Raw genomic sequence first — 24,915 nt, 5'->3', positions numbered from 1 at the left:
GGTAGATTTAGAATGATTTACGAATATCGATATAGAAATAACGACCACGATTTGAATGAACACTAGAGAAGTAACCGAAGCTTTCATCTGCTATTGGTGGCTGCTCATCTGCAATGTTTTTCACTCCGAGTCGGATCCGAGTATCATCTAATAAACTGGCATCATTAAAGGTGTAATCAGCGTACATATTGACAGTAATCATACTGTCGATAGGCAGAGGTTCACCCTCGCTGGTCGCGGTACTGGTGTCAACGAAATCGCTAACATAGTTAGCCGTTACACCAGCACTCCAAGGCTGGAACTTCCAACGCACAGACGTATATGCACGCCATTCAGGTCTACCATTTTGCTTTATCAAATCATTGGCGCCTGCTACCACTTGTGACTGTGGTACCGAAGGGTCACCCGCTTCTTGTGCCGCCAATACTTCAGCTGTAATTGCGTCTGGTTCTTGATCAAACTTGATGAGGTGCGCGGCATTAAGATTAAAATCAAATTCACCGATGGCAGTCTCTAAACCATAAAAAACACTAAAATCTATACCCTCGATCTCTCTTGGGCTAAGGTTTTGGTACTGGTTTTGGATCTCAATCACTTCACCGTCAGCTCCACGGATAACCGCGGTATTGGTTGAGCCTTGAGAGCGTTTTAATGAGTCATAAAGTAGATGAGTCTGACTAGGTAATATGCCAACAACACCCTCTTGTTCGATATTCCACCAATCAAAAGTAAAGGTTAGGTTATCAAGGGGAGAGATGACCAAACCAAGTGACTTGTTAATATCATCTTCCGGTTCCAGGTTAGCATTACCAGAACGGATCTCGGTCATTGCATAGGATGAATCCGTGACGGGGTCATATCGTGTATTTGAACGTGAAACTCCTTGCTCAACAACTTGGGGCAGGTTGGGCGCTCTAAACCCACCAGAGTATGCGCCACGAAGCTGTAAACCATCCACTGGTACCCAAGATAGCGCCACCTTAGGTTTTAGCACATCACCCACATCAGAGAAGTTTTCATAACGTAACGCTAACTGTAGCTCTAAACTCTGCGCCCAGGACATATCCGCTAGGATTGGCGCTATTACTTCGCCGTATGCCGAAAACACATTACGGCTACCATCAGCATCAGGTGTTGGACTCGAGCCCAGCACACTACTACCTGATAGCACTTCGCCGCTATTTGGATCCGTAAGCGGATGACTACCATCAAGTAGAGGGTCACGGTCATCACTGTAAGTTTCACGTCGCCACTCTATACCACTGGCAAAGCCAACATCACCTGCGGGTAACTCAAACAGCTCTGCTGTCGAGACCTTAAAGTCGGCTAGCGCCAATGATGTTTCACTCTCTCGAGTAACATCTGTTGTGAATAGATCAATCACCGCTTGTGGGTTAGGTGTGCCATCACCACTATTGATATTATTAATATCACCACCATTAAAAATGTCATACGCACTGCTCATTTCAGTACTATTAACGGCTCTAACAAATTTGTTGGCATCAATACGATTGCGCGCGGTATCTAAGGTATTGGCTTCTGAATATAGTAGTCCGGTTTCCCAGTCCCAATCTCCCGCGTATCCGGTTAAACCCGTTAGTAATCTAAAGCTAGTATCTTCTACTTCAATGTCTCTGCCACCCGCATCGATTGGACGGTAACTACGTACAGTCACCTCCTCTCCGAATGGATTGTAATAAGCGTCTTCAGCAATGGTGAAACGCTGTGCAGTCAAATTACCCGATTGTTCACGAACACGGTTTGAGTCCGCTTTGTAGTAGATAGCCTCGCCAAAAAGCTCTAAATCTTCATTTATTTCATGGGTTAGATAACTATAGAAGTTAAGGCGTTTTACATCGGACGTCATCGATTGATCTGCCGCCCTGTCATATCTCATGTCTCGCGGAAGGCTGCCTTTATCGGCACAAAGACCATTTTCTAACTGCTGAACACAACCATCCATAGTGTCTGGTTGAATATGAAATTTGCCTAAAGAGCTAGAGGAAAATGAGCCCCAAGGTGTGCTGCTACTTCTGTTATCGAGTTGAGTGTCACCGACAAACTCTTCTGGTAATCCAGGGTACTCACGTCTATCTTGCGACTTAGAATAATCACGCTCACTTGCATCCATACCATTACGATCGTAATAGCCTAGTGACATTGTCATGTGCGTTTTATCTTCGTTAAAACTAAAGCCTGTTGCACCATTGATAGTCACCTGATCTAGATCAGTTCCCTCAGAGCTACCATAGTTAACACTCACATTGGTGCCTTCAAAATCACTTTTCAAGACATAGTTAACCACGCCTGCTACCGCATCAGAACCATAAACAGCAGCGGCACCATCGCGCAACACTTCTAAACGCTTAAGCCCTTTCACAGGTAGTGTATTCGCGTTCACTGTTGCAACAGGGACATAGTTTTCAGTCTGGGTTCCTGGGTGTAACACTAGCCGGCGACCGTTCAATAGGGTTAATGTGTTACCCGTTCCAAGGCCTCTTAAGTTAATTGACGATACATCACCACGCGCATCATTCACTCCACCAACGGCTCGCTCATTATTAAAAGCGACCTCACCAACTTGAGGTATTGATCGCAATAACTCATCAATTGTCGCGGCACCTGTAGCTTCAATATCATCTTCACTCAATACCGTGACGGGTAAAGTCCCTTCCGCCTCAGCTCGCTTAATGTTTGAACCTAAAACCTGAATACGTTCAACCGTTTCCTCTATTGCTGGCGGGGTCTCTTCTGCAAGTACAGGAGCAGCCAAAGTAGTTAGTAAACCTAGGGTTATAGAGTTAAGCGCAAAGTTGCGAATATCCTTATTTTTCATCATATCACCATTAATTATTTCTTATTATTCGGCTACCGCAAAACGCCATTCAATTCGGGACTATAGTGATGACAGTTTCTGCTGGCACATACAATTTACATTTTATAACCATCGTATAACCTTTGTTTATACCGTGTAAAATTTATGTTTAATACAAGCACATAAAATGGTGTTAAATTGTTGGGCAGATAATAAAAAGAGATATATTCCAATGGACAGTTTGAAAAAACCTGTGGTGTTACTATTCACCTTACTGAGCTTTGCTCTCTGCGCTTATGTTCACTTCACTGTAGAACCGACTTGGAAAGAGCAGCTCTATTCCTTTGCTACCCAAGAAAATGAAGCTGGAGCACTTTTTTATGAAGAGGACGGGGTAAAAAAACGCATTGAATCACTCACTCCCTATGCGAAATCACCGTTAACACAAGCGGCACTCAACCTCTACTCTAAGCCAGTCGATTTAGACCAACAATGGGTGACAAAGGACGGTTCAATCTACCTTTCCAAACCGAGCTTTCATCTCGGGTTTTGGTCGATATTCCCGGCATTTTTGGCTATCTTTCTATGCCTTGTCACCAAAGAACCGCTTATCGCGTTAATGAGCGGTATTATATCTGGCGCCCTATTACTGGGTAAGTTTGACCTTATCGATGCCATCATAATACCGAGCCTGGCAACCGAGAGTGCTGCAGGTATCTTGTTGTTATATCTATGGTTACTAGGTGGCTTGATGGGGGTATGGTCAAAAACTGGGGCGGCGCAAGCGTTTGCCGACCATATGACAGAGCATTATGTTAGCGGGCCCAGATCAGCCAAATTAGTCGCTTGGTTTTTAGGCGTGATCTTCTTTCAAGGCGGAACCGTCAGCACTGTATTAGTCGGTACGACCGTTAAGCCACTTGCCGATAAGGCTAATGTGAGCCATGAAGAGATGGCGTATATCGTCGACTCTACGGCGTCACCGATTGCTTCGGTTATCGCCTTCAACGCTTGGCCTGCTTATGTTCAAGCGCTTATTTTTGTACCCGGTGTGGCCTTTTTAGCGACCGCACAAGACAGAATCAACTTCTTCTTTTCCAGTATCCCTTTTAGCTTTTACGGCATTATCGCGGTATTGGGTACCTTACTTTTGAGCCTGAATATCATGACTTTTTCAGGAAAAAGGCTGCGCCAAGCCCGACTCCGCGCGATAAAGACTGGTCAGCTTGATGCCCCAACGGCTCGACCAATGAGCGCAGAAGAGCTGTCTAAGCCCAGTGTTCCTACAGGATATAAATCGAGTATGCTGGAATTCATATTGCCATTACTGCTGTTAATTGGCATCGCAATAACCACATTCCTAACGCTTGGTTCCCCCAAGGTCGCATGGGCATTTGCCGCTGCACTCCTATTAAGTGTCTTGATCGCCTTAGCTAAAAATATGTCCATTCACGATCTTATCGACGGTTTCAATCAAGGCGTAAAAGGAGTCGTACTCGGGTCTGTTATCTTAATGCTCGCCGTTATTATTGGATTACTAAGCCGGCAAGTGGGCGGCGGGCTGTACCTTATCGATTTTCTCGGTGAAGGAATGCCTTATTGGTGTCTGCCCATTTTCTTGCAAGTGTTAACCATGGTTATCGCATTTTCGACAGGCACAAGCTGGGGCACCTACGCCATTGCCTTTCCATTAGCTATGCCGCTCGCTTGGTCTATTGCCATGAGTAGTGGAATTGATAACCCAGAGATCTATATGATGATCTGCTTTGCCACTGTGCTCAATGGCAGTGTTTGCGGCGATCAATGTTCGCCGATCTCAGATACCACGATATTAAGTTCGATGACGACCGGTTGCGATTTAATGGATCATGTTAAATCACAAATTTACCCCGCCAGCCTAGCTGCTGTGCTGGCTGCCATTTTGTGGACTCTGTCTGCACTGATTTTCGCCTAACTTTAACGAGGCTTTATGAGATTACGTCATATAGAGATTTTTCACGCAATTTATACCACCGGCTCGATAACCAATGCTGCGCAGTTTTTACATGTGTCACAACCTTCGGTGAGTAAGGTGTTAGCCCATGCTGAAATGCAGCTGGGGTTCTCACTATTTCAACGACAGAAGGGACGCCTCACGCCCACCAGCGAAGCACAAATGCTATTTAGCGAGGTCGATAAGGTATATAAGCAGATCCACTCGGTGCGTAATACGGCAGAAAATATCAGAAAAAGTCGCAGCGGCAGCATAAGCATTGGCGTCACCCCTGCACTCGGGTTTGATTACTTACCGGAAACCGTGGCTGCATACCGGAAGTCACACCCCGACATCAACATCAATCTAGAGACCATACACAATGAAGATGTGCTACAAGCCTTGCTTGAGCACCGAATCGATTTCGCGCTGGTGTTCTCTCCACCACCACTCGCTGGAGTTAGCCAACATGTTATTTGTAACTCGGAGTTGGTGCTGATGTATCCAACCGGATCAGAGCACTCGTTTGCGGCAACCGTTCCCATTCAAGCGTTAGAAAACAAAGAGCTCATTGGGATTTGGGATAGTGGCCCTCTTGGCGATATTTTATGGAATCGCATAAACCAAGAGGCGATATCAGTTAACAGCAATATTCAGGTACAGACCTACTTCATTGCAGCCAGATTGGTGGCACAAAAGATGGGTGTCTGTGTGGTGGATGAATATACAGCGGCCGGAAACCTGAATGATGAAGTGTCGATGGCCAACTTTGAACCTCCACTTAACTTCAAATTATCGGCACTTCATTTAGAGAACAAAGCACTGTCTAACGTCGCAACCGCTTTTCTAGAAGCGTTGAGAAAAACAGCCGAAAAAGCAGAGGTATAACCTTTAGTTATGTTGCTGGTAATTGTTGGTATTTTCAACTCAAACAAGGATCGCTTAGCTTTAAGTTATGTACTAAAACACACTTAAGGCTACTATGAATATAACAGCGCCGTATCTACTCTTCTTGGGCGATGCAACCGATAAGCTCTCGATCAAAATGGCTCAAGGCGTCGCCGATTGGCGTCCTGATTTGTGTGTTGGTCAACTTAGGCTTCCTGGTTGCGAGGTGTCTACAAACTTGCCCGACATGAGCATTCAAGATGCCCATGCAAAAGGGGCAAAGACCTTTGTTCTTGGATTTGCTAACAGTGGCGGCACTATCGATCCCAGTTGGGTTCCCTACATTATTGAAGCGCTCAATGCAGGGCTTAATATCGTTAGTGGCCTACATGATAAATTGACGGATATCGCTGAAATTAGGCAAGCAGCCGCAGCAAAAGGGCTGCAACTTATCGATATACGTCACCCTCAACAAAAATTCAAAACCGCTAATGGCGTAAGTCGCTCAGGAAAACGGTTACTCACCGTTGGTACTGACTGCTCAGTGGGTAAAATGTATACCTCCCTTGCCCTAGAAAAAGCGATGAAACAGCATGGTTTTGATGTTGATTTCAGGGCTACCGGTCAATGCGGGATCTTAATTGCTGGTAGCGGGGTTGCAATTGACTGCGTCGTTGCAGATTTCATCGCTGGTGCCAGTGAAAGCTTGAGCCCTGCAAATGAGCCTCTGCACTGGGATATCATTGAAGGCCAAGGTTCACTGTCACACCCTGCATTTGCTGGTGTTAGTTTAGGTTTACTTCATGGCGCTCAACCCGACGCACTGGTCATTTGTCATGCCTTAGGTAGAAGTTCGATGCGCGGCCTAAGCCACTGTTTACCGCCTTCAATCAGCGACACCATTGCGATGAACTTAGCGGCGGCTAAGCTTACCAACCCTGACTGCTCCATTGCGGGCATAGCAATTAACACGTCAAGTGTTGATGAAGAGGAAGCCTTGCTGATCTGTGAACGCATCACAGCTGAGTTTAAACTGCCTTGTGTCGACCCACTGCGCCACGGCGTGGATATGATTATCGAGCGCTTATCATGAAGCTATCCTATCAATTAGTTGAACAATCATGGCCGTTGGCGAAAGAGTTTAGGATCTCTCGCGGCGCCAAGACACAGGCCAACGTGCTACTACTCGCGCTCTCAGATGGTGAACATGTTGCGTGGGGAGAATCCGTTCCCTATGCTCGTTACGGTGAAACACTCACTTCGGTTTCACAGCAAATTGAGCGCATCATGCCGCTTCTGTCGAGCCAAACGAGTGGCGAACAATTAAACCAGATGATGCCTGCTGGCGCGGCACGTAACTTAGTCGATTGTGCGCTTTGGGATTTACGCGCTAAAAAAGCTAACGCCTCTGTAGCGACTTTACTGGGGCTAACACCTGCATCAACAGTGATCACCGCACAGACCCTTAGCATAGACACCAAAGAGCGCATGGCGGCTGAAGCCCGAACGATTGGCAACGCTCAACTGATAAAAATTAAGCTAGATGAGCATGACATCATCGAAAAAATGGAGCAGATCCACCTTGCAGCGCCACAAAGCCAATTCATTATCGATGCCAATGAAGCCTGGAGTTTTGAAACCTTAATCCAGGTATTACCTGCACTCGCAAAGCTCAATGTGGCACTCATTGAGCAACCGTTACCCAGCAACAACGACACCGACTTAGCGACTCTATCTTCACCGATACCGATTTGCGCCGATGAATCCTGTCATGTCAGTGCTGATCTAGCCAAATTAAAAGGAAAGTACCAAGCAATAAATATCAAACTGGATAAAGCCGGTGGTTTAACTGAAGCGGTAAAACTAATGCAAGCTGCGACTGAACAAGGTTTTATCATTATGACAGGTTGTATGGTCGGCACATCGTTGGCGATGGCCCCCGCCTACCTTCTCTCTGGCGCATCCTCTTTTGTCGATCTTGATGGACCACTGCTCATTGCTAAAGATAGAGATAACGGCTTTACCTTTGCTGATGGCCAAATGCAACCTCACTCAAGTGCTTTTTGGGGCGGTGAAAACAATCAAACTAATGTTGAGCTAGCAAGGTTATTTACGTCTTAACACTTACACGTCATCCCCTAGCGTCTAAGTCCTGTTTATAGACACTGTTGTGCCACGCTTAATTGGGCACAACAGCTTATCTTTCTGTTAGTCGCGAGCTGGTAACAACGCTCTGTAAGTCTTGCCACTCAAACACCGATCTGATTTAATCATTGTCGTTACTGATAATTGAAGATAACAACCATCAATAAAACAAAAAACCAGGCAAGGCGACTCAATACGCCTCCCCAGCAGTCAAAAAAAACGTTAGCGATCATGCTAATGCTGTTGCTGTGCCAGTTTTTTGTAATGAGCTCAGCCTATTCGGTGCAATACCCTAATGGTAAACATCCAATGGGGAGCAGCGTAAGTCACCACCATAGTCATGAATCAGCCCACTCTCATGATGCTCCAATGCCAACGTCTTTTAATGCCACCGAATCTATTGTCGATCTTGTCGAAAGCTCTACAGCTTTAATGACCGAAACTGGTGAACATGACCATAACAATCATTCACACACACCATCGCATCCGCCTGTAGAGTCACGTTTCAGCAGTGAGTTTTATCTGGCAGATACCATAGACGATAACGACGTACCGTTTAGAAACCACAGATACGCACCACCCAACCCACCGCCATACCACTAATTGTTTTTCCCTTGCGCGCCATGTCCGCGCAAATAATATTAATGCACACCTGCCACAGTTCGATTCAGGCTTGAGTGACTGCGCATAATAAATAATTGGAGTATCTGTAATGAGCCAAACTTTGGCTAAACCAATGGCGAATACCCTTCGGCTATTGGTGATTTTTTTGGGTTTTTTTGCCTCTTTCTCTCTATTTGCCCACGGTGTCGATGAGAGCACCAAGCAATTTTTAGCCGCAAACCAAGGGGTATCAATTCTGCCCTTTATCTATATCGGCGCTAAGCACATGGTCACCGGCTATGACCATCTACTGTTTTTAGTAGGGGTGATTTTCTTTCTCTATCGCACCAAAGATGTGTTGCTATATGTCAGCTTGTTTACCATAGGTCACAGCATTACCTTGCTATACGGCGTCTTCAATGACATCCAAGTGAACCCCTATATTATTGATGCAATTATCGGTTTTTCAATTGTCTATAAAGGCTTTGATAACTTAGGTGGCTTTCAACGTATCTTCGGCCACCAGCCCAACACCAAGGCGGCAGTGATGATCTTTGGCTTGTTTCACGGCTTCGGTTTAGCCACCAAGATCCAAGAGTTTGACCTACCCCAAGAGGGACTCATGGCCAATATTATCGCCTTTAATGTCGGCGTCGAAATTGGTCAATTCTTAGCGTTAGGTATGGTGCTTATCTTAATGAGTTTCTGGCGTAGACATAAAAGCTTCCTGCAGTTTTCGACCGCAGCAAACACCTTACTGATGAGTGGCGGCTTGATGCTAGTGGGCTACCAGCTTAGCGGCTATTTCCTTAGTTAGCTCAGTCATAGACCATCATAGCCACTTAGCTTCATGCGATTCGCGAGATAAATAATTTTAGGAACAACAATGAAAAACCAACCAGAGAGCAACACCATAGATATCCCAGTTCACTCCAATATCACTTTGCTAAAAGCGAGCATTGCCGCTACCGTTATTGCCGCGGTGGTGCTAGTCACTGCAATTTTACCCGCAGAGTACAACATAGACCCTACAGGTCTTGGCAAGTCACTCGGCTTAACCAAAATAGCGACGGCGGCAGAAGCCAGCCTCCCCAGTGACAAACCGATGACAAATATCATGGCAACTACCGATGCTATCATCATAGCTCAAGCGCCTGCTGTTGCTGAGATTAAAGACCTTAGAGCCAAGGTTGAGGGGCTACGCCAAGACACTGTTGAGATAGTGATCGCTGCAGGTAAAGGGCTGGAGTACAAACTGCTACTCAATGAGGGAGAGCACCTAGAGTATGAATGGCGCACCGACGGCCAACCGCTGTATTTTGATTTTCACGGTGAGCCTCAAGGTGACAAAACAGGCTTTTATGAAAGTTTTACTATCACCACATCCGATCAAGTGAAGGGCACATTAACCACACCATTTGCGGGATCTCACGGTTGGTACTGGAAGAATAAAACCGACGAGCCGATTACAGTGACACTCTCAACCAAAGGTGCCTATCTAATTAAAGGCTAACCAGAATTTTGAGCAATAAAAAGCCCGCTACGATTGACCACGTTGCGGGCTTATATTGTCATAAGTCAAAGCGTGTTATTGGATAGACTTGTTGTCAGTCTCTTTATCTTCAACTTTAGCGAACGTGAGAATCTTCTGCTCTATCGCTTCTTTTTCGGTTTTATCTTTCAAGCGATAGATTCGCTTTATCTGCGCTTTCAGTAGTGGGTCCTGCGGAGTTGATACCGTATCAAAGCCAACCTCAACTTTACCTAAGGTTGATGTGACCAACAGCCCTTGTGTAAAATTCAAATTGTTCAAGCCACCACTCAGTACCAATAAGTAACTTTCTCGCGGTATAGAGTTAACGATTACCGTATATTTGTCGACCTCTTCCCAGCCATCCATTCGAAAGTTATCAATTGAATTAACTCGCTCTAACTCGGGAAAATTATATAGTGCTTCATGCTCCTTTGCCTTTTCTGTTGCTGCACAGCCAACTAAAGTAAGTGCAAAGCCTAGCATAACGATATTCCATATCTTCATGATTATCTCCTTATGATGAAGAACTTAAACCTAGCAGCAAACAGTAATTCTTGCAAACATCACTAATTACTGAACTAAGTAGTCGCTCGTCGCCCCTGTATCAATAGCAAGATAAAATACAGCCCACCGACAACTGACACCACAGTTCCAGCGGCAACTTGCGAAGGATAGACTACATTTTGTCCTATCCAATCCGATAGCACCATTAAGCCCGCGCCAATTATTGCGGCAGCTGGTAACTGCAATTGTACTTTTTTAGCGCCTAGAATTACCGCCATGTGCGGTGCTAGCAAACCAACAAATGCCACTGGCCCCATAGTGGCGGTCACCACACCACATAGCAATGCTACGCAGCAAAGTAACAACATAAAGGCTCTAGGCACATTTAATCCACGCGCCTTGGAAAATTCACGTCCGGTCGAGATTAACGTTAACCAGCGCGAAGTGGCAAGTGCAAAGGCAATCAGTCCTAACACACTAATGATTAACACCACTGCGGCGCTCGGCGATACCCGATAGGTTGAGCCTGCTAACCAACTCAAAATGGTGTAAGAGGTTTCATCACCACGAGCCAACGCAAATTGCACCATCGCATCAATCAGAGCCGTCAATGCGATACCGGTTAAGATCAGCATTGATGGTGCATAGCGATGACGTTTACCAAGCAAGAGCAATAAACCGAGCACAGTCATACTGCCCAAAAATGCGATAGCTGGCGCAGCATCAAAAATATTCAGCCCGACAAAGATGCTACCCGCTACTAACGCGCACGTTGCGCCTGCTGAGATCCCTAAAATATCGGGGCTCGCTAGCGGGTTATAGATGAGTCGCTGCAATAACACCCCAGCAACAGCCAACCCAGATCCAGCTGCAACAGCAGTCATAATTCTTGGCCACTGGATCTGCCAGGAAAATGCATCTGGAATTGTCCATAACCACACCGTCGCGTCATTCACTGTCGATTTGGAAAACAGTAAAACCAAAGCAATCATGGCAAAAAGGCTCAACAACATACCTAGTAAAGTGTGCGCATTCATCTGAAATCGGCTTTTAGGTAATGAGAAAGATACCTGATCTTGCGCCCCCATTTTACGGCGCGTAAACCAAATAAGCGCAGGAGCACCGATTAGTGCGGCAGCAGTGCCAGAGGGCACTAAATCAAAGGTTAGTATGCTCATCGCAATCGCTAAGGCATCAGTTATCACGAGAACAGCCGCGCCAAGCAACATACTAAAACAAAGCTCATCACGCGGAGTGCGGGCACCTAATTGCCGTGCAATATTTGGCGCGAGTAGGCCAATAAAACTGATGACCCCCACAGCGGTGATAGAGGTTGCCACCAGCCATATGCCCAAAGTAAACAGCGCTAAAATAGCGGGGATAATATTCAAGCCCCTAGCGGCAGCACCGGCCTGCCCCATTCTGAGTAACGCCAGTATTCGCGGAGCCAACAGTAAAATAAGCACAGAGACACTCAATTTAGGTAACAACCATTGCACCTGTTGCCAACCGTTTTGAGCCAGATCGCCCGCGCCCCATATAAACAGGTTTTTAGCGTATTGATCGTTGAGTAAAATAACCGCCGTCGCGATAGCACCTAATAGAATATTGACCGCCATCCCCGCAAGTACCACAGGTAAACCTGATAGATTCCGCAGCCCAGCGATCAGAATCACTAACGCCAGTGTTAACATGGCGCCAACGGTCGCTGCCACCGACGCATATTGGCCCACAAGCGAGGGGAAAAACACATTAAGCAGCACTAACGCCAACCACGCACCAGATGCAGTACCCAGTGTCATCGGTGACACCAAAGGGTTTTGGGTCAATTGCTGCATTAAGCTGCCAACAAGACCCAGCATTGCGCCTACCATCACAGCCATCACTATGCGAGGCAGTTGTGATTCGGTAAACATAATCGCCTCAAAGTTTGTGGCTAATGCCTGTCTATCGACAAAATTTACCAACAAATACCACTGCTGCGACAGAGTCATTTGGGTATCGATTTGCGCTGAAATAGTGGCAAACGTTAGCAAAGTAAGCACGGTGAGGCTGTATCGTATAAAGGTACTACTAGGCATTACTGAGATGACTCTCTGGCTGGATTAATCGGTTTATCAGGGGCGATTTCGAGCAAACTTTCGGTCAACGCTTGCGCCATGTATTCAATCGACACCGCGCCGCCATAATTCCAAGCAGGCTTAACGCTATTCATTTTTTGATGACGAACAAAGGGCATAGCGTTCCACATGACACTGCCCTTCAACTGTGACTCTTGAGCAAAAGGCTCAAAATAGAGTGCAACACCATCATCAATGTTATGCAGCTCTTTGAGGCGTTTTTGCTTAACACCCCATTGTGTAGGTGCCTGCTCAATCGCTGGCTCAATACCTAATAAAGACAAGGCATATTGCGCAGTAGAGTTATCACCAAACTGATAGATTGAGGTGACACTCGCAAAACGAAAAGTGGTCACTTTGGGCAACTGTCCTAGGTATGCTGCCAACAAATTGGTTCGCATCTGTGCAATATTTTGCTGCATCTTAACCAATCTCAGCTCTGCCTGAGCTTCTTTACCAAGCGTCTGCGCAATTAACTTAAAGTTGTCAATTGCAGCCTGACTATTATCATGATGCTCGCTGTAGGTGTGATAAAACAAAACTGGTGCGATTTTTTCGAGTCGAGGCAATAGGTCCAGTTGCGGTGAAGCGATAATAATGACATCGGGTTTAAGCGATGCTAAACGCTGCAGATTAGGCTCTACCCGGCTGCCAATATCCAATACCGAATCTGGTACTTCTGGCTGCATGACCCACTCACGATAACCGCTGATATCAGGCATAGCGACGGGGATCACCCCAAGCGCTAAAACCTGTTCGGCAATATCCCAATTAAGTGTCGCGACTCGCTTTGGTGTTGCAGTTAACTGTTGTTCTCCCCGACTGTCTATTACCGTTTTAGCGACGACGGTCCCCGTAGCAAAGACCATGCTTGGCAACGACAGCAGCAGCACAAAGGTGACACGCTTTAGCATACAATAGCTACCTTATGGTTCTGCTGTGGATGGTCAATCAAGGTCACTGGCGTGGCATATAAATCTGTTAAGCGCTGCTCATCGAGTAACAGGTCGGCATCGCCACTAAAAGCAACCTTTCCCGCTTTTAACGCGACGATTTGAGTCGCAAAGCGCAGGGCAAGATTGAGATCATGTAAAATCACAATCACCCCTTTACCGGTACTCTTGTTAAGGTTACTCAGCAGTTCCATCAACTGATATTGATGATGAATATCGAGTGCAGAGGTGGGTTCATCCAATATTAATAACTCAGCTTGCTGAGCAAGCAACATCGCCACCCAAGTGCGCTGCCTTTCACCACCTGAGAGTTGATCGGCCAGCGTATCTTTAAATGCCGTGACCCCAGTTTCCTCCATCGCTTGCGCGATGATCTGCTCATCTTCTTTACGCCAACGGCCTAACGTACCACGCCAAGGGAAACGGCCTAAACGCACTAACTCTGCCACATTAAGCCCTGCCACCTCTGGCAGCTTTTGCGGTAAATAAGCCACGGTTCTTGCCAGCTCTTTAGCGCTATAGTACTTAATGGGTTGGCCAGCTAGCGTCACCTCGCCCTCTTCTGGGTTGAATTGGTTTGCCAGCAGATTAACCAGAGTGGATTTTCCTGAGCCGTTATGTCCCAGCACCACAGTCAAAGCATGTGGATCGATATTAAGTGACTCTATATCTAGAATGGTGCGTTGATCTCGAATGACTTTGACCTGCGTCAATTGGTACATGATTTACTCTTTTGTTTAAGCCGCGGACAATTCGCGCACTTTGTGCCAGCTGTTGTTTTGTAAACACAGCAACAACTAGTGCGATTCAATGACAATTTGTTGTCCAGCTTGGAAAGACATAATGACTGTATATGTATATCTGAAAAATTGAGTGCTTCTAGCCACAACTTAGCATGGCGGCGAATAAAATTATCACTCATTTTTGGATTAGAGCGCTGCATCTGTAACAGCTTAGCAAACAGTGCATCGGCGATCAGGTGCTCAGTAAAGCGGGGACGACAACGCACCCTTTGATCCAACTCCTTACGGTAATGTTCAAACAGTTGTGACAGCTGCTTTCCCGCTTGTTTGATCAAGCATTCATAATCACCGCTTGCACAATCGGTGCAGTTAAAGCGAAAACCAGCGACTAAACCATTGTCGTGGTGCTGCTGCATATTATTCAGATCCGGCAAAATACGCAGTTGATAGATAGCGGTAAGCGTTAGATAGAGCGGCTGCCAAGTGAGCAGATCCCAGCTTCGAGTTAGCCAATAACTTCTACCAGCTTCAGGTGACTGCTGCATCAAACTACTATGTAGAGACTTAATAACAGTGATATTGGATTGATTAGCTGAAATTAACTCCTGAGTGGGATCAGAGCCTTCGTCGACAAACTCCCCTTTTAGATAAGGGGAGATCTGCTGGCACTCTTGATAGATTTGCTTAAAAACAGCCTGACTCATTAATAGATTAACCTTAACAAATACAATGAAGAGATCTCATTGATTGAGATCTCTCGCTGATACCAACAACTAGAAGTTATACTTGAAGTTAAGCTCGATATTACGCTCCGCGCCATACCAACAATTCACTGTGTCATAGCAGGTATAGTACTCTTCATTAAAGAGGTTGTTTGCCACCAAGTTAACGCTGGCGCCAAGTAGGCTGCCACTGAGTTCGCTCAAGTCATAACCTAGCGACAGATCAACCAATGTGTATGCCTCAACGGTGTCAGTATTCATGGCATCTATCTGCATTTCGCCTACGTAACGTACCCCCCCACCAATACGCATCCCCGCTAACGCACCATCTTCAATAAAGTAGTTAGACCAAAGCGATGCCGCATGTTTTGGCACATAGATAGGACTCTTGCCTTGTAAACCATTGCCGCTATCTCTGGTGATCTCCATATCGATGTAAGTGTAGTTAAGCGCCACATCAAAGTTATCTGTCATGTACCAGTGACTTTCAAATTCAGCACCGCGCGATTCAATTTCACCAATCTGCAGTTTATCGCCCCAAGGGTCATTTGGATCCGCCATTAGCGCATCACTTTTCACTATATTAAATAGCGAAACCGCCATGGTCTTGCTTTGATCATCAGAGCTGTATTTAACCCCAAACTCTAGCTGTTCAGCGAGTTCAGGTTTGTAGGTCGAACCATCTTTTTTAGTTCCCGCTACTGGCTCGAAACTGGTGGCATAGCTGGCAAATGGAGAGAAACCACTCTCGAACTCGTACATGGCGCCGACACGGTAAGAGAAGTTGTCATGATCAGCGGCATTATTGGTGTCGCCATAGGAGTCAGAGTATTCACTTGATGAGCTGTAATCATCGAATCGGCCACCAGCAATGATAATCAAATTGTCGATACGCATTTGATCTTGGAAGTAGAGGCCGAGTTGCTCCACTTGCACATTATCTCGGGCATCGTAAGTCGAGTTCAGCGCATCACGCTCAATCATGTCGTTGTTTGGGTTAAAGATATTAAAATCACCAAACTGACTGGTGGTGCCAAATTCAGAATAAGCGGAAACACCATCAAGCTTTTGATAATCAAGACCGAACAACACGTTGTGCTCAACTTTTCCGGTACTGAATGAACCAGACAGTTGGTTATCTATGGTGTAACCCGTTGAGGTTTCATCGGTGCTATAGATATTTCTATCAAGCGATCCTGTTACAGGGTCAAAACCCGACTCTAAATGGTAAGTGTTTTCTTGATAGAGCTTGGCATCCATATAGCGGAAGTTCTGTAGGAACGACCAAGTATCATTGAAATCATGATTAACTTTATAGCCCGCTAGCAGGAACTCACGCTCGAACGTCGACCAGTTTTTGTCGCCCGCGAAGGTTGACGGGCTAGTGCTGCCAGCAGGGTTATCTGAAATCATACCTGAAGAGGGTAAAGATGAGTTCATCCCCATCGCAGGATCATTTTGGTAGTAAAGGTTAAAGTTGATGTAAGTGCTGTCAGAGACATTCCAATCTAATGACGGTGCAAACACAAAACGCTCTTCTTCGGTATGATCAACTTGACCATCTTTACTGCGTGCCAATGCAATAATGCGGTAGGAAAAATCGCTATCACCAATCTGCCCAGTAGTATCAATTGACGCTTCTACTAAATTATTTGTACCAGTGGCAAAATTGACTTCTGTGCTGTCGGTTGCTTGTGGTGTTTTGGCAATCATATTGACCATGCCACCTGGCGGCATTGAGCCGTAAAGTACAGAGGTCGGCCCTTTAAAGACTTCGACCTGCTCTAATGCGATTGGGTCAATTTGCGGCTGCAAGTTCCAACCGTTTAAGTACTGTAGTACCAAGCCATCATAGTAGCTTTGGTTAACGTCGAAGCCACGAATATTAAAGGTGTCATACATGGTGACCGCGCCACCTTTTTGTTCAGTCGTCACACCTGGTACATAGCGCAATGCTTGGTTAAGTGATTTAACCCCGCGCTCGCTTAGCAGTTCGCTGTCAATAACGGTTACACCTTGAGGTGTTTCCATCGGCGTCAGAGAGGTTTTAGTCGCCGTATTACGATAGGCTTGCCCTAATACAGTGATGGTCTCCATCGGCGGAATTTCAACCGTTAACTCCTCTGCATCCGCGGCAAGAACTTGCGATGAACAAAATAACGATGCGCTATAGCGGTAGCAACTACTGTTAAGTGAAAAGCCTTATTACCCTGAACTGAGACCATACTGTCCTCTATATACCCTAATGTGATCCCAAACATGTTCGACTTTGAACTATGGAATACTAATGAGAATGATTATCAAACGCGATGGTATAGTCTTTTTTGGCGCGATATTTAACAATTTGGTGCAAAAGAGGAAGAAATAAACAGGAAATTTAGTTTATGCGAAAGCTGTCACTATTTAGATTTTACGAACTCTGTCACTTAGCTTTTATCGGTAACCAGTACTCCATATGTTTAAGGTCGGTAATGGTTGAGGTGATCTTACCGTAGCTTTCGAGTTCGTAACCATCGAGGCTCACAAAGCCTGATTCCGGCAGCCAATCACAAATAAGCCATTCCACTAACTGAGAAAATTCGTTGACTGTGCCGCTGTATGCAACAACTGCATACTCTTGTGAAGGTATCGTCAGTGAGCAAAGCTTCTCTTCCGTCAATAACGTTTGCAAAGATTGTCGCTGCTCAGCGTCAAGCTCTAATCCAGCCCAATAGCGAATACTCTGTTGTTCAGTTTTGAGTGAGAGTGTATCAACCACTCCCAGCATATTGCCGGCCAATGGCAACACCCCATCAATAATGTCGAATAAACGCAACCAAGTATCTGGCACTATTGAGGAGAAATCTGGGGCGTCAGATAACACACCCTTTATCGGAGAGGATAGACCATACACAGTAAACGCCTGACGATGTTCAATATGAGTCTGTAAGAAGGTAGTATCTATTTTTTTGTTGGCGGTAAACTCTGGCCGTATCGCTATGGGGTTTCTAAGGCCGACACGTATGCCTCTGCGCTGATACTCTCTCGGACTCACACCAAATAGCTGCTTAAAAGAACGACTAAAGCTAACTTCTGAGTTAAACCCCAGTTCATAAGCGATATCTAGCATGCGTGATTGACCAGAGAGTACTTTGTCAGCCGCAATACTAAGCTTAAGCTCCCGCACATATTGCGCCACATTTAAGCCGGTTTGTTGCTGAAATATCCGCTGTAGTTGCCACCGTGAACATTGACTATGTTCCGCTATATCTTCCAGCGAAAGAGGTTGATCTAAATGTGTGTGGATAAAGTTCAATACCCGCTCAATGCGAGAGAAAGATGAACGTATTGCCATAATTCAGCCCCCAAGCGAGTTATTTAGATATCAATGAAGTAAGCTCAGTTACAACTTAACATAGTCTTAGCACTGATATAAATCTTAGCGTGAACATTTACCTAGGTAAATCAGTACAGGCACTCATGTCACAACCACAATAGCTAAACCTGCCACAGCGTATATTTCGCAGGCTAAGATGCATTCTTTTCATCTCTAGTACTAGTACCAATTGCATTTCTAAGGCCTCTGAGCCTAGCGCTCATCACTTTCAATTGTTGCCCATAAAAAATGCCGCGATAAAGCGGCATTCTTATAATATAACAAGGTAGAACTAGTCGCGTAAATGCGATGCGTGAAAACGCATATGCTGCTCAATAAAACTGGCGATGAAGTAGTAACTATGATCATATCCATCATGCATATTTAGCGTTAATGGATAACCACTCGCTTTAGCCGCAGCTTGTAGCATCTCAGGCTTTAGTTGCTCAACTAAAAAGTTATCGCCTTCGCCTTGATCAACCAATGCAGGCACAAATTCTGTTGCTTTACGCATTAATAAACTAGCATCGTATTCAGCCCAATTATTGGTATCGCGGCCAAGATACGCCGTCAGTGCTTTCTTACCCCAAGGGCAATTAACCGGATTACTGATTGGACTAAAAGCTGATACCGACTGGTAAGAAGCGGCATTACGCATAGCGATAACCAACGCTCCATGCCCGCCCATGGAATGACCAGCAATAGAGCGCTTGTCACTCACAGGGAACATAGATTCAATCAGTCTAGGCAGCTCATTAACCACGTAGTCATACATTTGATAATGGCGACTCCAAGGTGCTTGGGTTGCATTCACATAAAAACCTGCACCTTGACCTAAATCGTAACCATCATCATCAGCCACATCTTCGCCACGAGGGCTGGTATCAGGCGCAACAATCGCTATGCCCAATTCAGCGGCAATGGCTTGCACGCCAGCTTTTTGCATAAAGTTCTCGTCAGTACAGGTTAGGCCTGACAACCAATAAAGCACCGGCACTTTTTGACCATTTGATGCCTGAGGCGGTAAATAAATAGCGAATCGCATGGCACAGTTTAGCGACTCTGATTGGTGAGTATACTGCTTGTGCCAGCCACCAAAACTCTTATTTACACTGATATTTTCAATTGTCATTAATTACCGGTTCCTTAAAGGGTTACAAATTAGCCTGTCGACTAGTGCACAAAAACAGGCGCCCGCAGGCGCTTGTTAGCGAGTGCAAATAGTTACTTATCGAAATGGATAACAGTACGAATACTCTTACCTTCATGCATCAAGTCAAAGGCTTCATTGACTTGATCAAGACCCATGGTGTGAGTAATAAAGTCGTTTAGCTTAAACTCACCCGCCATGTAACGCTCTACATATTCAGGTAGCTCAGAACGTCCCTTAACACCACCAAATGCACTGCCTTTCCATACACGACCAGTCACTAACTGGAATGGTCGGGTTGAGATCTCTTGACCTGCACCGGCAACACCGATTACCACTGACTCGCCCCAACCTTTGTGACAGCATTCAAGTGCACTACGCATAACATGCACGTTGCCGATACATTCGAATGAGTAATCTACGCCGCCGTCAGTAAGCTCAACAATCACGTCTTGAATTGGCTTGTCGTAGTCTTTTGGATTGATGCAATCTGTCGCACCTAACTGACGTGCAAGCTCAAACTTACTTTCATTAATATCGATAGCAATAATGCGTGATGCTTTAGCCATCTGTGCGCCAATAACTGCCGACAGACCAATACCGCCCATACCGAATACAGCAACTGTCGCGCCCTCTTCAACCTTGGCGGTGTTCATTACTGCGCCCATACCAGTTGTGACACCACAACCTAATAAGCAAACCTCTTCTAGCGGTGCTTCTGGATTAACTTTAGCGAGCGAAATCTCAGGTAATACCGTGTATTCAGAGAATGTTGAAGTCCCCATGTAATGGAAGATATCAACCCCATCTTTAGAGAATCGCGTCGTACCATCCGGCATTAAGCCTTTACCTTGAGTTTCACGGATCTTCTGGCAAAGGTTAGTTTTGCCAGACTTACAGAATTTACATTCGCCACACTCTGGAGTGTAAAGCGGGATGACATGGTCACCGACTTGAACGCTAGTGACACCTTCACCGATAGACTCAACAATACCGCCACCTTCGTGACCTAAGATACATGGAAAGATCCCTTCTGGATCATCGCCAGACAATGTGAACGCATCGGTGTGGCAAACACCTGTCGCAATCATCTTGACGCGAACTTCACCTTTTTGCGGTGGCATAACATCTACCACTTCCATCGTCAGTGGTTCACCTACGGCCCAAGCCACTGCTGCTTTAGATTTAATAGTCTGTGCTGTCATCTGTAATACCTACTTTAATATAGAGTTGAAAACGGTCTTATTCAGTTCAATGCCGTCATGAATATGCGAGCATTATAGCGAGACACCCAAAAATGATAATCCCTCTAATATGCAATTAACTTTTACCGTCTGGTAATAATAGAGCTAATACTTACACTACTGTTACTACAACCTTGCTAGGGCCGTGATATGTCACTCCAAGCGCCCGCTTTAGCGCAACTGACTATCTTTGCTGCCTCTTCGATTAAATAAACTCACTTTTTTTTGCTGCTCATCCAACTCGCTTTGACAAGTCACACAAAAGCGTACACCTTGGATTGCCTGTCGACGCGCTTCAGGGATCGGAGCTTCGCACTCTTCGCAAAAAAACAGGCTCGCAGCCAAGGATAATTCACTTCGAATATGCGCAACGCCATCGGCGACGCTATTATCAATCTGATCTTGCACCGCACCATCGCGTGCCCAACCACCAGCCATATCGACTCCTCAATCCAGCACGTAATGCATGGCCCTTAAGACTTAACATGGCAAACGCGGCAGAGTTAAAGTTTAGAAGAACATGACCGAATTGCCATGCTGCTTAGATTGATTGAATTATACCCAGGCCATCGATAATGATAATCCAGTTAACGTGAAAGTTTCTTTTACCACACAGTAATAATTTGCCATGGATAGGCTAGATCACTTTGCATTTCAGCCAGAGTTGGTAATAATTGACGTCATTAGAGAGTGACAATAGTAGAGAGCGTATATGTTTAACTGGGAAGGCGTGAGTGAGTTTGTTGCGGTGGCAGAAACCGAAAGCTTCACTAAGGCCGCTGGGCGCTTAGGTATCTCTACAGCGCAGGTCAGTCGCCAAGTAAGTACACTCGAGACTCGTCTCGCAGCCAAGTTATTTCATCGTACTACGCGCAAAGTGTCAGTCACTGAAGTTGGCCGAATTTATTACCAGCACTGCCGCCAAGTCTTAGATGGCTTAGATGAAGCAGAGAGGGCGATTACTAATTTACAGACCACCCCGAGAGGCTTACTAAAGATCACCGCACCCGTCACCTACGGCGAGAGCATGATTGCGCCGCTCATTAATGATTTTATAACTCAATATCCTGAGCTTGAAGTACAGATAAACTTGAGCAACCTTAAAGTCGATCTCATTGACGAAGGATACGATCTGGCCATTCGTTTAGGCCAGTTAGAAGATTCAAGCATGATGGCGAAACGCTTGGGTTCTCGTACACAACATGTTTGTGCCTCCCCCAGCTATGTTTCTACCTATGGTTTACCACACACACTATCTGAACTTGAGCAGCACAACTGCTTAATTGGCACCTTGGACTATTGGCGCTTTCAAGAGAAAGGTAAAGCCAGAAATGTACGGGTAAAAGGCAATTTAAGTTGTAATAGTGGCCATGCATTAGTGGATGCGGCAATAAAAGGCTTAGGCATTATCCAATTACCAGACTATTACGTTAACTCGTTTATTGAATCTGGTGAGCTAATGTCACTACTGGAAAACAACCGCCAGGCTGATGAAGGCATTTGGGCACTCTACCCTCATAATCGTCACCTATCACCCAAAGTACGCATGTTACTCGACTTCCTCGGTGAGAAATTAGCTTAATTTCACCGACTGTATGATACCGCAAAGAATACGCTCGCTCTCCCTCACTTTTCATTGTGGAGAGTTATCATACATGCTGTTTTGGTTTCTTGGGGATAAACGGATTTAGCCACCGTTAAAAGGTTTTACCTAGTGTCAGGTACACAGTTTTATGTTGCTGATCATTTACACCAAAACCGAGTACAGCGGGTCCAAAATCAGTCTCGGTACCCACAAAAATGCTAGCAGCATAGATCAAATCATCAAGCCCGCGCTGATCTTTGTATTGCCACACATTGCCAGCCTCAGCAGAAGCACCAATGTAAAGCGGTATGCTTATTCCACCAAAACCCTGCCAGTTAACGCGATATTGATAAACCAAAGAAGCATAACTCAGCTGAGATCCCACAAGCGCATCTTTATGTAACCCCGACAAATTTAAAAAACCACCCAATTTATGAATATGGATTAAGCTCACTTCATCACTGTTAGTGCCACTTACCTTAACTTTATTGATCAATGTATGGCGTGCAATACTGCGAGCATGCTTAAAGGAAAACTCATAGTTAAATTGTTTAGTGTCACCAAAGACATCACCCACTATCGGCAAAGTCAGTTGGTCGAGATTATCGTCGTTATAGGCCCCTTTGAAATAGATTTGAGTGCCTTTACTTGGGAAGCTATAGCTATCTAAACTGTCGTAGCTGGCAATAATGAAGCTCGAATAACTCTGATAATCGATATCTAGACTTATGATGGTTGGCCCTTCGATATTGCCGGTCTCAGCAGCAAACCCTAGCTCTACAATCATGTCATTACTGAGATTTATCCCGATAGATGAACTGATCTTATGAGACTTAGTCAGAGTCTTTAAACTGCGTTCATTATCCCAAAAGTAAAGCTGTTGCTCTTGCTTAAAACGATAGCGACTCTTCCAGTAATATTTATCTAACGAGTCCAACGGCAACAGAAACTCTGCACCGAGTACCTTCTCAAGACCTGAAGATAGCTCAAACCTAAGTCGCCCCTGAGTATCGGCTACATTATTGAGGGTATAGGCAAGATCCAGCTTAATATCAGAGATCTCACTGAAGTCTTCTTCTAACGAAAAGCCAATATCAAAGAAGTTCGGCCCCCAACTCTTTTCTTTGGCGTTAACTGTTAGTATTTTTTGTTGTGCTTCATCTTCAGTAACTTCAGCTTCTACCCGCTCAAAACTATTCAGAGCATACACACGGTCAATCGCAACGACTATCTCTTCGCGGTCAACGGTGTCACCTTTACTGATACCCAGAGCTGCTGAAATCTTCTCAATTGGTTCATAGCTATTACTAACCACCACAACCTTATCGACAGGACGCTGCTGGAAAGCCTGCAGCGATTGCTTGTATTGCTGTCGCCGCGCTTGGTAGTGAGCAAAATCATCAGTTGAAGCCGCAAGCGCTGTCAGTTGCTCTACTTGCACAGACGCTGCCAATTCTCCTTTTTCGAACCCTAACGGCATACTCGCAAAGTCGGTAGTGTCTAGTTGACTAATATCCGGACGTATAAGAATATCTTGCGGCTGTAGATTTTCAATCTGTTCAACGGCATTAGCCCGAGTCATCATCGTTGAAAGTTGCGATAAAATAGCGAAGCTATCTTGTAGGTCTTCTTTAGGCGCCAGCTCAGCGCCAATATCGACAGCAATGACAATATCAGCCCCCATAGCTCGCACTGTATCGACGGGCATATTACTCACCATTCCACCATCAACAAGATACCGACCATTGATATCAAGCGGCTGTAAAATACCAGGCACAGATGCTGAAGCTTGCATTGCCGCCAATAAATTACCAGATTCGAGCACAACGGCTCGGCCGGTGGCAATGTCTGTACTAATTGCTTTAAAGGGAATCGCCAAATCGTCAAATGAAGCGATTCGCGGCACCATACCTGCAGAACGGATATAGAGGTTAGCCATAGTTTGGCCACGCAAAACACCTTTAGGCATCAGCAATTCACCATCGAGTGACCCAAAGTCAAAGGGGAGATTAAAGCGGTCGAAATCTTGTTTGTCATGAAAATCCAGTGCCATTCTCGGAACGCTGTCATCAAAGCCACTACTCCAATCAAGCTCTAGCATAATCGCTTCAATTTCATCGGCGTTGTAGCCGAGCGCATACAAACCACCTACATAGGCACCAATACTGGTTCCTGTAATGTAATCAATGGCAATATTATTAGCTTCTAAATAGCGCAAAACTCCAACATGAGCAGCCCCTTTGGCACCGCCACCGCTGAGAGCCAAACCAATTTTTCTTCGTTTAGCTGTTGGATCAAGATCATCAACCTTAATACTTTGCTCAATGTCATTGGCAGATACTGTAGGGCTTACAAGAGTCGCGGCGACCAGTAAAGCGGTTACTCTTATTGGGAAATTGCTCACAACCACACTCAAGTTAATTTTGATGTGACTATTTTAAGGGGGAAATGATTGGCTCATTAAGTGCCCAGCGTGAGTTTTATTGTCTCAAATGAACAGACAATATTGAGTAAGCAAGCAATCCCACTGTTCGACCTTACTGTAAGCAGATGAATGCCCAACTGAATTTGTTCGCATCCTA

Annotated in this window: 20 protein-coding genes; 8 read left to right on the top strand and 12 right to left on the bottom strand. The window is 45.4% G+C overall.

Annotated elements, in window-relative coordinates; genetic code table 11:
* Positions 1–7: 7 nt before the first annotated feature.
* On the bottom strand, positions 8–2,836 hold the full coding sequence (locus SWP_RS09425) for a TonB-dependent receptor domain-containing protein (RefSeq protein WP_020912227.1): 2,829 nt from the start codon (positions 2,834–2,836) through the stop codon (positions 8–10).
* A gap of 211 nt (positions 2,837–3,047) precedes the next feature.
* Here SWP_RS09425 and SWP_RS09420 point away from each other — a divergent pair, with 211 nt between their 5' ends.
* The 7 genes from SWP_RS09420 (at position 3,048) to SWP_RS09390 (ending at position 9,936) form a co-directional block, all read left to right on the top strand.
* Positions 3,048–4,769: a Na+/H+ antiporter NhaC family protein gene (locus tag SWP_RS09420; RefSeq protein WP_020912226.1), complete on the top strand. Its 1,722-nt coding sequence runs from the start codon at positions 3,048–3,050 to the stop codon at positions 4,767–4,769.
* A 15-nt stretch (positions 4,770–4,784) separates the two neighbouring features.
* Positions 4,785–5,675, top strand: coding sequence for a LysR family transcriptional regulator (locus tag SWP_RS09415; RefSeq protein WP_020912225.1), 891 nt, complete (start codon positions 4,785–4,787; stop codon positions 5,673–5,675).
* Between the two features lie 94 nt (positions 5,676–5,769).
* Positions 5,770–6,768, top strand: coding sequence for an N-acetyltransferase DgcN (dgcN, locus tag SWP_RS09410; RefSeq protein ID WP_020912224.1), 999 nt, complete (start codon positions 5,770–5,772; stop codon positions 6,766–6,768).
* The gene (dgcA, locus tag SWP_RS09405; protein WP_044555808.1) at positions 6,765–7,796 is read left to right on the top strand and encodes an N-acetyl-D-Glu racemase DgcA; all 1,032 of its coding nucleotides are present in this window, start codon (positions 6,765–6,767) and stop codon (positions 7,794–7,796) included. The genes dgcN and dgcA overlap by 4 nt, the downstream gene beginning before the upstream one ends.
* Before the next feature lie 288 nt (positions 7,797–8,084).
* Positions 8,085–8,423: a hypothetical protein gene (locus tag SWP_RS09400; protein WP_228371125.1), complete on the top strand. Its 339-nt coding sequence runs from the start codon at positions 8,085–8,087 to the stop codon at positions 8,421–8,423.
* A 109-nt stretch (positions 8,424–8,532) separates the two neighbouring features.
* Positions 8,533–9,240, top strand: coding sequence for a HupE/UreJ family protein (locus tag SWP_RS09395; RefSeq protein WP_020912221.1), 708 nt, complete (start codon positions 8,533–8,535; stop codon positions 9,238–9,240).
* A gap of 69 nt (positions 9,241–9,309) precedes the next feature.
* Entirely contained in the window at positions 9,310–9,936 is a 627-nt protein-coding gene (locus SWP_RS09390; protein ID WP_020912219.1) for a hypothetical protein, read from the top strand.
* 75 nt (positions 9,937–10,011) lie between these two features.
* Here the strand turns inward: SWP_RS09390 and SWP_RS09385 are convergent, their stop codons facing one another.
* From SWP_RS09385 to SWP_RS09340, 10 genes are all read right to left on the bottom strand, one after another.
* On the bottom strand, positions 10,012–10,461 hold the full coding sequence (locus SWP_RS09385; RefSeq protein WP_020912218.1) for a DUF6491 family protein: 450 nt from the start codon (positions 10,459–10,461) through the stop codon (positions 10,012–10,014).
* A 74-nt stretch (positions 10,462–10,535) separates the two neighbouring features.
* Positions 10,536–12,542, bottom strand: a complete 2,007-nt coding sequence (gene fhuB, locus SWP_RS09380; protein ID WP_020912217.1) for a Fe(3+)-hydroxamate ABC transporter permease FhuB — start codon at positions 12,540–12,542, stop codon at positions 10,536–10,538.
* Entirely contained in the window at positions 12,542–13,495 is a 954-nt protein-coding gene (locus SWP_RS09375; RefSeq protein WP_020912216.1) for an iron-siderophore ABC transporter substrate-binding protein, read from the bottom strand. The genes fhuB and SWP_RS09375 overlap by 1 nt, the downstream gene beginning before the upstream one ends.
* The gene (locus tag SWP_RS09370) at positions 13,489–14,256 is read right to left on the bottom strand and encodes an ABC transporter ATP-binding protein (protein ID WP_020912215.1); all 768 of its coding nucleotides are present in this window, start codon (positions 14,254–14,256) and stop codon (positions 13,489–13,491) included. The genes SWP_RS09375 and SWP_RS09370 overlap by 7 nt, the downstream gene beginning before the upstream one ends.
* Entirely contained in the window at positions 14,244–14,981 is a 738-nt protein-coding gene (locus SWP_RS09365; RefSeq protein WP_020912214.1) for a siderophore ferric iron reductase, read from the bottom strand. The genes SWP_RS09370 and SWP_RS09365 overlap by 13 nt, the downstream gene beginning before the upstream one ends.
* A gap of 69 nt (positions 14,982–15,050) precedes the next feature.
* A complete protein-coding gene (locus SWP_RS09360; protein WP_020912213.1) occupies positions 15,051–17,096 on the bottom strand; it encodes a TonB-dependent siderophore receptor in 2,046 nt (681 codons plus the stop codon).
* Between the two features lie 325 nt (positions 17,097–17,421).
* Positions 17,422–18,333, bottom strand: a complete 912-nt coding sequence (locus tag SWP_RS09355; protein ID WP_020912212.1) for an AraC family transcriptional regulator — start codon at positions 18,331–18,333, stop codon at positions 17,422–17,424.
* 313 nt (positions 18,334–18,646) lie between these two features.
* Complete coding sequence (fghA, locus tag SWP_RS09350; RefSeq protein WP_020912210.1) at positions 18,647–19,486, bottom strand: S-formylglutathione hydrolase; 840 nt, start codon at positions 19,484–19,486, stop codon at positions 18,647–18,649.
* 92 nt (positions 19,487–19,578) lie between these two features.
* Positions 19,579–20,709: an S-(hydroxymethyl)glutathione dehydrogenase/class III alcohol dehydrogenase gene (locus SWP_RS09345; RefSeq protein ID WP_020912209.1), complete on the bottom strand. Its 1,131-nt coding sequence runs from the start codon at positions 20,707–20,709 to the stop codon at positions 19,579–19,581.
* A gap of 210 nt (positions 20,710–20,919) precedes the next feature.
* Positions 20,920–21,186 carry a DksA/TraR family C4-type zinc finger protein gene (locus SWP_RS09340; protein ID WP_020912208.1) on the bottom strand — a complete coding sequence of 89 codons (267 nt, stop codon included), beginning with the start codon at positions 21,184–21,186 and terminating at the stop codon, positions 20,920–20,922.
* A 274-nt stretch (positions 21,187–21,460) separates the two neighbouring features.
* On the opposite strand from SWP_RS09340, the gene SWP_RS09335 reads away from it, so the two are divergent.
* The gene (locus SWP_RS09335) at positions 21,461–22,330 is read left to right on the top strand and encodes a LysR family transcriptional regulator (protein WP_020912207.1); all 870 of its coding nucleotides are present in this window, start codon (positions 21,461–21,463) and stop codon (positions 22,328–22,330) included.
* Between the two features lie 115 nt (positions 22,331–22,445).
* Here the strand turns inward: SWP_RS09335 and SWP_RS09330 are convergent, their stop codons facing one another.
* Positions 22,446–24,737, bottom strand: coding sequence for a patatin-like phospholipase family protein (locus SWP_RS09330; protein WP_020912206.1), 2,292 nt, complete (start codon positions 24,735–24,737; stop codon positions 22,446–22,448).
* Positions 24,738–24,915 lie beyond the last annotated feature (178 nt).

It is taken from the genome of Shewanella piezotolerans WP3 (assembly GCF_000014885.1).
Classification (GTDB): domain Bacteria; phylum Pseudomonadota; class Gammaproteobacteria; order Enterobacterales; family Shewanellaceae; genus Shewanella; species Shewanella piezotolerans.
Note: the sequence above shows the minus strand (reverse complement) of the source record. Positions and strands in the feature narration are given on the sequence as shown.

Bases quoted from the DNA above. Each gene is read 5' to 3' on its own strand.
- SWP_RS09355 (WP_020912212.1), bottom strand. From the start codon at position 18,333: ATGGCAATACGTTCATCTTTCTCTCGCATTGAGCGGGTATTGAACTTT.
- SWP_RS09360 (WP_020912213.1), bottom strand. From the start codon at position 17,096: ATGGAGACCATCACTGTATTAGGGCAAGCCTATCGTAATACGGCGACT.
- SWP_RS09425 (WP_020912227.1), bottom strand. From the start codon at position 2,836: ATGAAAAATAAGGATATTCGCAACTTTGCGCTTAACTCTATAACCCTA.
- SWP_RS09420 (WP_020912226.1), top strand. From the start codon at position 3,048: ATGGACAGTTTGAAAAAACCTGTGGTGTTACTATTCACCTTACTGAGC.
- SWP_RS09335 (WP_020912207.1), top strand. From the start codon at position 21,461: ATGTTTAACTGGGAAGGCGTGAGTGAGTTTGTTGCGGTGGCAGAAACC.
- dgcN (WP_020912224.1), top strand. From the start codon at position 5,770: ATGAATATAACAGCGCCGTATCTACTCTTCTTGGGCGATGCAACCGAT.
- SWP_RS09390 (WP_020912219.1), top strand. From the start codon at position 9,310: ATGAAAAACCAACCAGAGAGCAACACCATAGATATCCCAGTTCACTCC.
- SWP_RS09365 (WP_020912214.1), bottom strand. From the start codon at position 14,981: ATGAGTCAGGCTGTTTTTAAGCAAATCTATCAAGAGTGCCAGCAGATC.
- SWP_RS09415 (WP_020912225.1), top strand. From the start codon at position 4,785: ATGAGATTACGTCATATAGAGATTTTTCACGCAATTTATACCACCGGC.
- SWP_RS09370 (WP_020912215.1), bottom strand. From the start codon at position 14,256: ATGTACCAATTGACGCAGGTCAAAGTCATTCGAGATCAACGCACCATT.
- SWP_RS09400 (WP_228371125.1), top strand. From the start codon at position 8,085: ATGAGCTCAGCCTATTCGGTGCAATACCCTAATGGTAAACATCCAATG.
- SWP_RS09345 (WP_020912209.1), bottom strand. From the start codon at position 20,709: ATGACAGCACAGACTATTAAATCTAAAGCAGCAGTGGCTTGGGCCGTA.
- SWP_RS09395 (WP_020912221.1), top strand. From the start codon at position 8,533: ATGAGCCAAACTTTGGCTAAACCAATGGCGAATACCCTTCGGCTATTG.
- fghA (WP_020912210.1), bottom strand. From the start codon at position 19,486: ATGACAATTGAAAATATCAGTGTAAATAAGAGTTTTGGTGGCTGGCAC.
- SWP_RS09375 (WP_020912216.1), bottom strand. From the start codon at position 13,495: ATGCTAAAGCGTGTCACCTTTGTGCTGCTGCTGTCGTTGCCAAGCATG.
- SWP_RS09385 (WP_020912218.1), bottom strand. From the start codon at position 10,461: ATGAAGATATGGAATATCGTTATGCTAGGCTTTGCACTTACTTTAGTT.
- SWP_RS09340 (WP_020912208.1), bottom strand. From the start codon at position 21,186: ATGGCTGGTGGTTGGGCACGCGATGGTGCGGTGCAAGATCAGATTGAT.
- fhuB (WP_020912217.1), bottom strand. From the start codon at position 12,542: ATGCCTAGTAGTACCTTTATACGATACAGCCTCACCGTGCTTACTTTG.
- dgcA (WP_044555808.1), top strand. From the start codon at position 6,765: ATGAAGCTATCCTATCAATTAGTTGAACAATCATGGCCGTTGGCGAAA.